7 protein-coding genes are annotated in these 8,419 nt (G+C 64.2%); 2 read left to right on the top strand and 5 right to left on the bottom strand.

Going from position 1 to position 8,419, the window contains the following annotated elements:
- Nucleotides 1-48: 48 nt before the first annotated feature.
- From E5X34_RS18925 to tpiA, 5 genes are all read right to left on the bottom strand, one after another.
- Nucleotides 49-636 carry a DUF1697 domain-containing protein gene (locus E5X34_RS18925; RefSeq protein WP_292567766.1) on the bottom strand — a complete coding sequence of 196 codons (588 nt, stop codon included), beginning with the start codon at nucleotides 634-636 and terminating at the stop codon, nucleotides 49-51.
- Nucleotides 637-658: 22 nt separating this feature from the next.
- Entirely contained in the window at nucleotides 659-2,296 is a 1,638-nt protein-coding gene (locus tag E5X34_RS18920) for a CTP synthase (RefSeq protein ID WP_127226415.1), read from the bottom strand.
- A 171-nt stretch (nucleotides 2,297-2,467) separates the two neighbouring features.
- A complete protein-coding gene (locus tag E5X34_RS18915) occupies nucleotides 2,468-3,589 on the bottom strand; it encodes a L,D-transpeptidase family protein (RefSeq protein ID WP_292567764.1) in 1,122 nt (373 codons plus the stop codon).
- Between the two features lie 213 nt (nucleotides 3,590-3,802).
- Nucleotides 3,803-4,309, bottom strand: a complete 507-nt coding sequence (secG, locus tag E5X34_RS18910) for a preprotein translocase subunit SecG (RefSeq protein WP_292567762.1) — start codon at nucleotides 4,307-4,309, stop codon at nucleotides 3,803-3,805.
- Between the two features lie 292 nt (nucleotides 4,310-4,601).
- A complete protein-coding gene (gene tpiA, locus E5X34_RS18905; protein WP_126082667.1) occupies nucleotides 4,602-5,369 on the bottom strand; it encodes a triose-phosphate isomerase in 768 nt (255 codons plus the stop codon).
- A gap of 143 nt (nucleotides 5,370-5,512) precedes the next feature.
- Between tpiA and E5X34_RS18900 the strand changes: the two genes are divergently transcribed.
- The gene (locus E5X34_RS18900) at nucleotides 5,513-7,408 is read left to right on the top strand and encodes a peptidyl-prolyl cis-trans isomerase (RefSeq protein WP_292567760.1); all 1,896 of its coding nucleotides are present in this window, start codon (nucleotides 5,513-5,515) and stop codon (nucleotides 7,406-7,408) included.
- On the top strand, nucleotides 7,405-8,415 hold the full coding sequence (gene trpD / locus E5X34_RS18895; protein ID WP_042642516.1) for an anthranilate phosphoribosyltransferase: 1,011 nt from the start codon (nucleotides 7,405-7,407) through the stop codon (nucleotides 8,413-8,415). Before E5X34_RS18900 ends, trpD begins: the two co-directional genes overlap by 4 nt.
- Nucleotides 8,416-8,419: the final 4 nt, after the last annotated feature.

Raw genomic sequence — 8,419 nt, 5'->3', positions numbered from 1 at the left:
GAGGGGTGTTCCAGCGGAGTGAGACGTTGGCGTTCCCTGGAACACCCCTCATCCGGCCGCTTCGCGGCCACCTTCTCCCACAGGGGGAGAAGGGAAGGCCCCGCCGACCATCTCCGCCAGCCGGCGCACTGTGTTCCAGTTTCGCGACGTGCCGACGCCGAAGCGCTTGTGATTGGCGGCTGCAAGCAGCCGCGAGCTCGGCCGCTCGCGTGAGAAGACAAGCCAGATGTCGCCGTCGACCAAAAGCACCTTCTCATCGTCGGACGCGCGGGCCTGAAGTCCCGATAGCGCTTCGTCGGCGACAGGTTGGCGCATCACCCGAATCGCGACCTGGTCGCCGGCTTCCGCCGATTCGGCAGGGAACGGATTAGACGCCGCGAGCTTCAACCAATCCTCTGCGCGGCGCACGATAATATCGACATGGCGGCCGAAAGTTTTCTCGAAGGCCTTTTCCAGCCGACGCTCAAGTCTCGAAATTTCGCCAGCTCGCGCCTCGAAGACCAGGTTGCCGGTCGATACCAGCGTGCGGATATTGTTGAAGCCGAGACCTTCGGCCATCGCCTTGAAGTCCGACATAACGAGGCGCCGGCCTTCGCCGAGGCCTATGCTGTAGAGCAGCGCGACATAGGTTTGCATAGCTGGTTCGCCAGCCGATGGTTCAAACCAGGCGCGACTGGTCCACTGCCGCCGAGATGAAGCTCGCGAACAGCGGATGCGGCTCGAGCGGCCGGCTCTTCAGCTCTGGGTGGTATTGCACGCCGATGAACCAGGGATGGTCCGGATATTCGACCGTCTCCGGCAGCACGCCGTCGGGCGACATGCCGGCGAAGACCAGGCCGCAATCTTCCAGCCGCTGCTTGTAGTCGATATTGACCTCGTAGCGGTGCCGGTGGCGCTCGGAAATCTGCGTGTCGCCGTAAATGTCCGCAATTTTTGAGCCCTTGGCGAGTTCGGCCTGGTAGGCGCCGAGCCGCATCGTGCCGCCGAGATCGCCGGTGGCCCGGCGCTTCTCAAGCATGTTGCCTTTCAGCCATTCGGTCATCAGGCCGACGACTGGCTCATCGGTCGGGCCGAACTCGGTCGACGAGGCGTGATCGACGCCAGCCAGCGAGCGGGCCGCCTCGATGCAGGCCATCTGCATGCCGAAGCAGATGCCGAAATAAGGCACTTTCCGCTCCCGCGCGAACTTGGCGGCCAGGATCTTGCCCTCCGAGCCACGCTCGCCAAAGCCGCCGGGAACGAGAATGCCGTGCACTTTCTCCAGCCAGGGAGCGGGATCCTCCTTCTCGAAGATCTCGCTCTCGATCCAGTCGAGCTTGACCTTGACGTGATTAGCGAGCCCGCCATGCGACAGCGCCTCGATCAGCGACTTATAGGCGTCCTTCAGCCCCGTGTACTTGCCGACGACGGCGATGGTCACCTCGCCTTCCGGATTGTGGATGCGCTTGGACAGCGCCTGCCAAGGCTCCATGCGCGGCTTCGGCGCCGGATCGATGCCGAAGGCGGCGAGCACCTCCGAATCGAGCCCTTCCTGGTGATAGGCCATCGGCACGTCGTAGATATGCGGTACGTCCAGCGCCTGGATGACGGCGCTTTCGCGCACGTTGCAGAACAGCGACAGCTTGCGCCGCTCTTCCTTCGGGATCGGCCGGTCGGCGCGCACCAGAAGGATGTCGGGCGCAATGCCGATGCCGCGCAGTTCCTTGACCGAATGCTGCGTCGGCTTGGTCTTCAATTCGCCGGCGGTCGGGATATAGGGCATCAGCGTCAGATGCACATAGACCGCGTTGTTGCGCGGCAGATCGTTGCCGAGCTGGCGAATCGCCTCCAGGAAGGGCATCGCCTCAATATCGCCGACCGTGCCGCCGATCTCGCACAGCACGAAGTCGTAGTCGTCATTGCCATCCAGCACGAAATGCTTGATCTCGTCGGTGACGTGCGGGATCACCTGCACGGTGGCACCGAGATAATCGCCGCGCCGCTCGCGCTCGATGATGTTCTTGTAGATGCGGCCGGTGGTGATGTTGTCCTGCTGGTTCGCCGAGCGCCCGGTAAAGCGCTCGTAATGGCCGAGATCGAGATCGGTCTCGGCGCCGTCATCGGTCACGAACACTTCGCCATGCTGGTATGGCGACATCGTTCCGGGATCGACATTGAGGTAAGGATCGAGCTTTTTGATCCGCGCGCGATAGCCTCGCGCCTGCAGGAGAGCCCCAAGAGCTGCTGCGGCGATGCCTTTTCCGAGTGAGGAAACCACGCCGCCTGTGATGAATACATATCGCGCCATGGGAGTCATCGCTTAACGCGGCCTGATTGATTCCGCCAGAGAAAAAACCGCCGCGAAGGCTTTTTCCCAAAATGGCGCGGGTGCCGGTGATCGGCGTTTTCATTATTCAAAACAAAAGGGCCGGCGGTGCCGGCCCTTTCGGCAGTATGATTCAACGCGTCAGATGATAACGACTAGTTGTTATATAATAACAACTTTGGTGCCGATCTTGACGCGGCTGTAGAGGTCCATGACGTGCTCGTTGATCATGCGGAAGCAGCCATTGGAGGCGCTGGTTCCGATCGAGTTCGGCGCAATCGTGCCGTGGATGCGCAGATGCGTGTCCTTCTTGCCGTCATAGAGGTAGATGGCGCGCGCGCCGAGCGGGTTCTCGCCGCCGCCGGGCATGCCGTCCTTGTACTGGCCGTAATGCTTCGGCTCGCGCTTCTGCATGTCGAGCGTCGGGATCCAGCGCGGCCATTCCTGCTTGTCGCCGACCGCCACCGTGCCCTTGAACTGCAGGCCTTCGCGGCCAACGGCGATGGCGTAGCGGCGGGCAGTGGAAAACGACTCGACGAGGTAGAGGCGGCGAGCGCTGGTGTCGATCACGATGGTGCCCGGCTCATAGCCGGTGAACGTGACGTCCTGCGGCACGAATTCCGGCTTTACCTTGAAGGGTCGCTTGGCGTCCTTTTTGGCGAGCGCCGAATCAAGTGCGCGGGTCTCTGGCAGATAGCTGATCGAAGACACCGAGGCACCGCCGAAGAGGCCTGCGAACAGCCCGCCGCTGCTCTGCTTCTGCCCGGGCTGCTCGCTGCGCAGTTCGCCATTGTTGCCGGTGGCGGTGATGTTCATGGCTTCCGCCGGGATCGGCTCTTCGGCCTTGACCGGAACGAGCGGCGCTAATGGCTCCAGCGGCGCGATGATCTTGGTAGTCTTCTTGGCCGGCTTGGCGTCGGCGACTTCTGCCGGTGCGCTGCCCTTCTTGGCGAGCCATTCCTGGCGCAGTGCGTCTGCCTTGGCCTTGGCCGCCTCGCGCATCGCCAGCTTGCGAGCCTCGAGCGCCTTCTGCTTGGCCGCTTCCTTGTCGGCCACGATCTTGGCCTCGAGCTTGCTGATCTGCGCAAGGTCGTCCGGGGTCGGGTTTTTCTTCTTCTTGAGAAGCTTCAGCTGCGATGCGTCGCTCTTGGCGGCGGCGACTGGAATTGCGTCGGTCGTCTCTACCGACGGGGAAGTGGCCAGGTTTGCCGGTCCGGCAAAGGCCGCGGAGCCCATGCCGAGGACGGCACAGACTCCCAGAAGGATGAAGCTGCGAAGCTGCATGGCGAAGATCCGATTGTCAAAGCAAGTTGCCCACGGCATCGCCCGGCGCCCCCCAAGGACGCCGATAAAGTGCCGCGGGCAATCTATAATCGATTAGCCGTCATCGCCTCAAGCTGAGGCAGGCGCCACGCCCGGTTGAATCTTTGTGATCGGACGCGCATTTGCCGCGACTGTGTTCAAAGAACAACAGATCGCGGCCCGGTCCTTGGCTGGCTACTGGTTCGGAACCTGCGGCGTGACCGGCAAGGTGACGCCGTTGGCTGCTGGCGCCGGCGCAGCCGGAGCAGGCGTTGTCGCCGGAGCCGGCGCAGGCGCCATGGTGCCGTTGGCAAGAGGCGTCGTGGTCGCCGTACCGCCCGACGGAGCCGCGGGAGTCGTGCCGCTGGCCGGAGCCGCGGGCTTGGAGGTGCCCACCGGCCCATTGGAACCCGGCAGTTGGTTGAGCACGCCGCTGCCCTGGCTTGACGTCGCCGGCCGGTCGAGAATGTCGATCGGCTTCTCGCCGTAGCGGGCAAGGATCGACAGCGCCAGCGAGGTCACGAAGAAGGCCGCCGCCAGGATCGCTGTCGCGCGGGTCAGCGCATTCGCAGCACCGCGCGCGGTCATGAAACCGGAACCGCCGCCGATGCCCAGGCCGCCGCCTTCGGAGCGCTGCAGCAGCACCACGCCGACAAGGGCGAGCACGACCATGAGGTGGATTACGATCAGTACGGTTTCCATAATTTATCCTGGCGAGGCCAAGCGCTGCCGCGCATACGACCGGTGTTTTGGAGGCGGCTCCTTACAATGCTTTGCCGGCATTTCCAAGCCCGTGGCCGGGAATATGGGAAGCAATGCGGCCAATACAACGATTTATGCCGCTGAAGCCGAGAGACCGTTTCGAAATTCGCTCCGGCGAGTCATATGGTGGTGGTTTCGAGAACCGGAGCGCAGCGGACATTCAGGTCCGTGAGCACCGGAAGCGCAGAAAACGCCGCCAGATGGCCGCCGGAGTAGAATTTCCAAACGGTCTCTAGGAGATGTTCATGTAGGCTTCCGCGATAGCGAGGAAGTCGGCCGCCTTGAGGCTGGCGCCGCCGACCAGCGCGCCGTCGACATTCTCGACGCCGAGCAGTTCCACCGCGTTGGACGGCTTGACCGAGCCGCCATAGAGAATGCGCATCCTGGCCGCGGCATCGCCGAGCAAGCCGGTCAGCTTGCCGCGGATATGCGCATGCGCCTCGGCGACGTCGGCCGCCGTCGGAGTGAGGCCGGTGCCGATCGCCCACACCGGCTCATAGGCAATGATGGTGTTCGCCGCGGTGGCGCTGGTCGGAACCGAGCCCTCGAGCTGTCGCGACAGGACATCGAGCGTCGCGCCCGCCTCGCGCTCGGCGCGTGTCTCGCCGATGCAGATGATGGCCACCAGCCCTGCCCGCCAGGCAGCCGAAGCCTTGGCATGGACCGTCGCATCGTTGTCGCCGAACAGTTCGCGGCGCTCGGAATGGCCGACAATGACATGGCTCGCGCCGGCGTCCTTCAGCATCTCGGCGGAAATCTCGCCGGTAAAGGCGCCGCTCTCCTTGGGATGACAATCCTCTCCACCGGCCCGCACCGGCGTGCGCGACAGGATCTCGGCGGCGCGCTGGAGCAGCGTCGCCGGCACGCACACCACCGCTTCGGTCTCGGCGTCGAGTCCGCTCATGAAACCGTTGCCGATCGACCGCAGCTCGTTGAGCGAGGCGCTGGTGCCGTTCATTTTCCAGTTGCCGGCGACAAGGGGGCGGATTCCAGGGGTCATGGGACGCGTTCTCCGAGCGACATTAAGCAGCGCCCTCACTACCAAAATCAGGTCACAAAGCAATCGACAGTGGACCGGAAGGGCGCTATTGCGCTTGTTTCAGACTCGGCGCATGCGAAAATGCGCAAAACTCGGAAGTATGCATGCTTGGTATATTGAGAAGCGCGGCGGGCACCTGGGTCGCGAAGGCGTTGCTGTCCTTGCTGGTGGTGAGTTTCCTCGCCTGGGGCGCCACCACACGCATGGTGGGTGGCGTGCTGGGCGGCCATCACGCGGTGATCACCGCCGGCGGCACCGAGGTCTCGATCAACGAGTACCGCCTCGCCTATGATCGCCAGCTCAGCCTGCTTTCCCAGCAATATGGCCAGCGCGTCACCCAGGACCAGGCCAAGCTGCTCGGCGTCGACAACCAGGTGCTGGCACAGCTCGTGTCGGGCGCCGTGCTCGATGAGCAGGCGCGCAAGCTTGGCCTCGGCCTTTCCAAGGACCGGCTGGCCGAACTGACGCGCGAGGATCCAGCTTTCAAGGGCCCCAGCGGCCAGTTCGATCGCCGGACGTTCGAATACCTCCTTCGCCAGCTCAACATGCGGCCCGAGGATTATCTGAAGAACCGCTCGCAGGTGGCCGTGCGCCAGCAGATCGTCGAGGCGATCTCCGACGGGCTGAAAGTGCCGCAGACCTTCCTCAAGGCGGTCTCGCTCTATCGCGGCGAGGATCGCACGATCGACTATCTGGTGCTGCCGAAAACGCTGGTGCAGCCGATCGAGGCGCCGTCCGACAGCGCCCTCAACGCCTATTTCGACGCCAACAAGAAGAACTACGCCGCGCCGGAATACCGCAAGTTCTCCTATGTCCGGCTGGAACCGCAGGACATCGCGGACCCGTCGGCGGTGACAGACCAGCAGGTGAGCGAGGACTACAACAAGAATATCGCGCGCTACACGACGCCCGAGATGCGCACCGTCGAGCAACTGGTGTTCAAAACGCCGGATGCGGCCAAGGCGGCTTTGGATTCGCTGAAGGCCGGCGCCACCTTCGACAAGCTCGTCACCGCCGAAGGCAAGACGCAGGCCGACACGCTGCTCGGCACGCTGTCCAAGGATAAGATCGCCGACAAGGCGGTCGCCGACGCGGCCTTCTCGCTCAATGCCAACGAGGTAAGCCAGGTCGTCCAGGGCGCTTTCGGTCCCGTGCTCCTGCGCGTCACGGAGATCAAGCCGCAGGTCGTGAAGCCGCTTTCGGAAGTGTCCGCTCAGATTCGCAAGGACCTGACGCTCGGCGAGGCAAGCCGTATCCTGCTCGACGTGCATGATAGTTACGAGGATACCCGCGCCTCGGGCGCCTCGCTTGCCCAGGCCGCCGACAAGCTGAAGCTCAAGGTCGTCACCATCGACGCCATCGACCGCACCGGCCAACGGCCGGACGGCACCGTAGTCAATGACCTGCCGCAATCGGCAGATCTCATCAAGGCGGTGTTCGCGGCCGAGCCCAATACCGAGAATGAAGGCCTGACGACCGCCGACAATGGTTTCGTCTTCTACGAGGTGCAGTCGATCACGCCGGCGCGCGACCGCACGCTGGATGAGGTCCGCAAGAAGGTCGTGGACGACTGGACGGAAGCCGAGACCGACAAGCGGCTCGACGCGAAGGCGCAGGAGCTCGAGAAGCGCCTCAAGGCCGGCACCACGCTCGACGTCATCGCCGGCGAGCTCAAGCTCGAGAAACAGACCAAGCGTGGCCTGAAGCGCGAAGCCGACGATGCCGATTTCGGCAAGGAGGGTTCTGCGGCCATGTTCGGCGTCGGCGAAGGCGGCACCGGCCTGATCCCCTCGCCCACCGGCGACGGCCAGATCCTGTTCAAGGTCGCCGAGGTCTTCGAGCCGGCGGGCGCCGACGGCAGCACGGTGCCGGAAGAGGCGCAGAAATCCTTCGGCGCCGGCATGTCCGACGACCTGCTCGACCAGCTGGTGGCGCAGTTGCAGTCGCAATATGACGTTCGCATCGATCCGAACGCCGTTTCGCAAGCACAGACACGATGAGCGCGCTGAAGACACATATCGCCAAGGTCGCTACCGGCACCGCGCTTTCCTTTGAGGAAGCACGCGAGGCGTTCGACATCATCATGTCGGGCGACGCGACGCCCGGCCAGATCGGCGGCTTCCTGATGGCGCTGCGCGTGCGCGGCGAAACGGTGGGCGAGATATCCGGTGCGGTCGCCACGATGCGTGCCAAGATGCTGCGTGTCGAGGCGCCGCAGGGCGCCATCGACATCGTCGGCACCGGCGGCGACAATTCGCACTCGGTCAACATCTCGACCGCTTCGGCCTTCGTCATCGCCGCCGCCGGCGTGCCCGTCGCCAAGCATGGCAATCGCGGCCTGTCCTCGCTGACCGGCTCCGCCGATGTGCTGACGGCGCTGGGCGTCAGAATAGATATCTCCCCGGAAATGATCGGCCGCTGCATCCATGAGGCCGGCGTCGGCTTCATGTTCGCGCCGGCGCATCATCCGGCGATGAAGCATGTCGGGCCGACCCGCGTCGAGCTCGGCACGCGCACCATCTTCAATCTGCTCGGACCGCTGTCGAACCCCGCCGGCGTCAGCCGCCAGATGGTCGGCGTTTTCCTGCCGGAGTGGATCATGCCGGTGGCCGAGACGCTGAAGGCGCTGGGCGCCGAGCACGCCTGGGTCGTCCATGGCGATGGCTATGACGAGATCACAACCACCGGCGAGACCCAGGTTGCGGAGCTTGCTGGCGGCGAGATCCGCACCTTCACCCTGACGCCGGAAGCCGTCGGCCTGAAGCGGCACACCAAGGAAGAGCTGCGCGGCGGCGACGCGGCCTACAACGCCAGGCAACTGCGCGATATGTTGGGTGGCGCCGCCGGCGCCTATCGCGACACGGTGCTGATGAACGCTGGCGCCGGTCTGGTTGTGGCCGGCAAGGCGACGACACTTGCCGACGGTATCGCGGCGGCGGCGCAAGCGATCGACAGCGGCCGCGCCCTTGCGGTGCTGGACAAGCTCGTCGAGATTTCGAACGGATAAGGCC

Origin of the sequence: Mesorhizobium sp., assembly GCF_004963255.1 — a bacterium.
Lineage (GTDB): Bacteria > Pseudomonadota > Alphaproteobacteria > Rhizobiales > Rhizobiaceae > Mesorhizobium.
Note: the sequence above shows the minus strand (reverse complement) of the source record. Positions and strands in the feature narration are given on the sequence as shown.

Coding starts and splice junctions, on each gene's coding strand:
- secG (WP_292567762.1), bottom strand. CDS start 4,309: ATGGAAACCGTACTGATCGTAATCCACCTCATGGTCGTGCTCGCCCTT.
- tpiA (WP_126082667.1), bottom strand. CDS start 5,369: ATGACCCCTGGAATCCGCCCCCTTGTCGCCGGCAACTGGAAAATGAAC.
- E5X34_RS18925 (WP_292567766.1), bottom strand. CDS start 636: ATGCAAACCTATGTCGCGCTGCTCTACAGCATAGGCCTCGGCGAAGGC.
- trpD (WP_042642516.1), top strand. CDS start 7,405: ATGAGCGCGCTGAAGACACATATCGCCAAGGTCGCTACCGGCACCGCG.
- E5X34_RS18900 (WP_292567760.1), top strand. CDS start 5,513: ATGCTTGGTATATTGAGAAGCGCGGCGGGCACCTGGGTCGCGAAGGCG.
- E5X34_RS18915 (WP_292567764.1), bottom strand. CDS start 3,589: ATGCAGCTTCGCAGCTTCATCCTTCTGGGAGTCTGTGCCGTCCTCGGC.
- E5X34_RS18920 (WP_127226415.1), bottom strand. CDS start 2,296: ATGACTCCCATGGCGCGATATGTATTCATCACAGGCGGCGTGGTTTCC.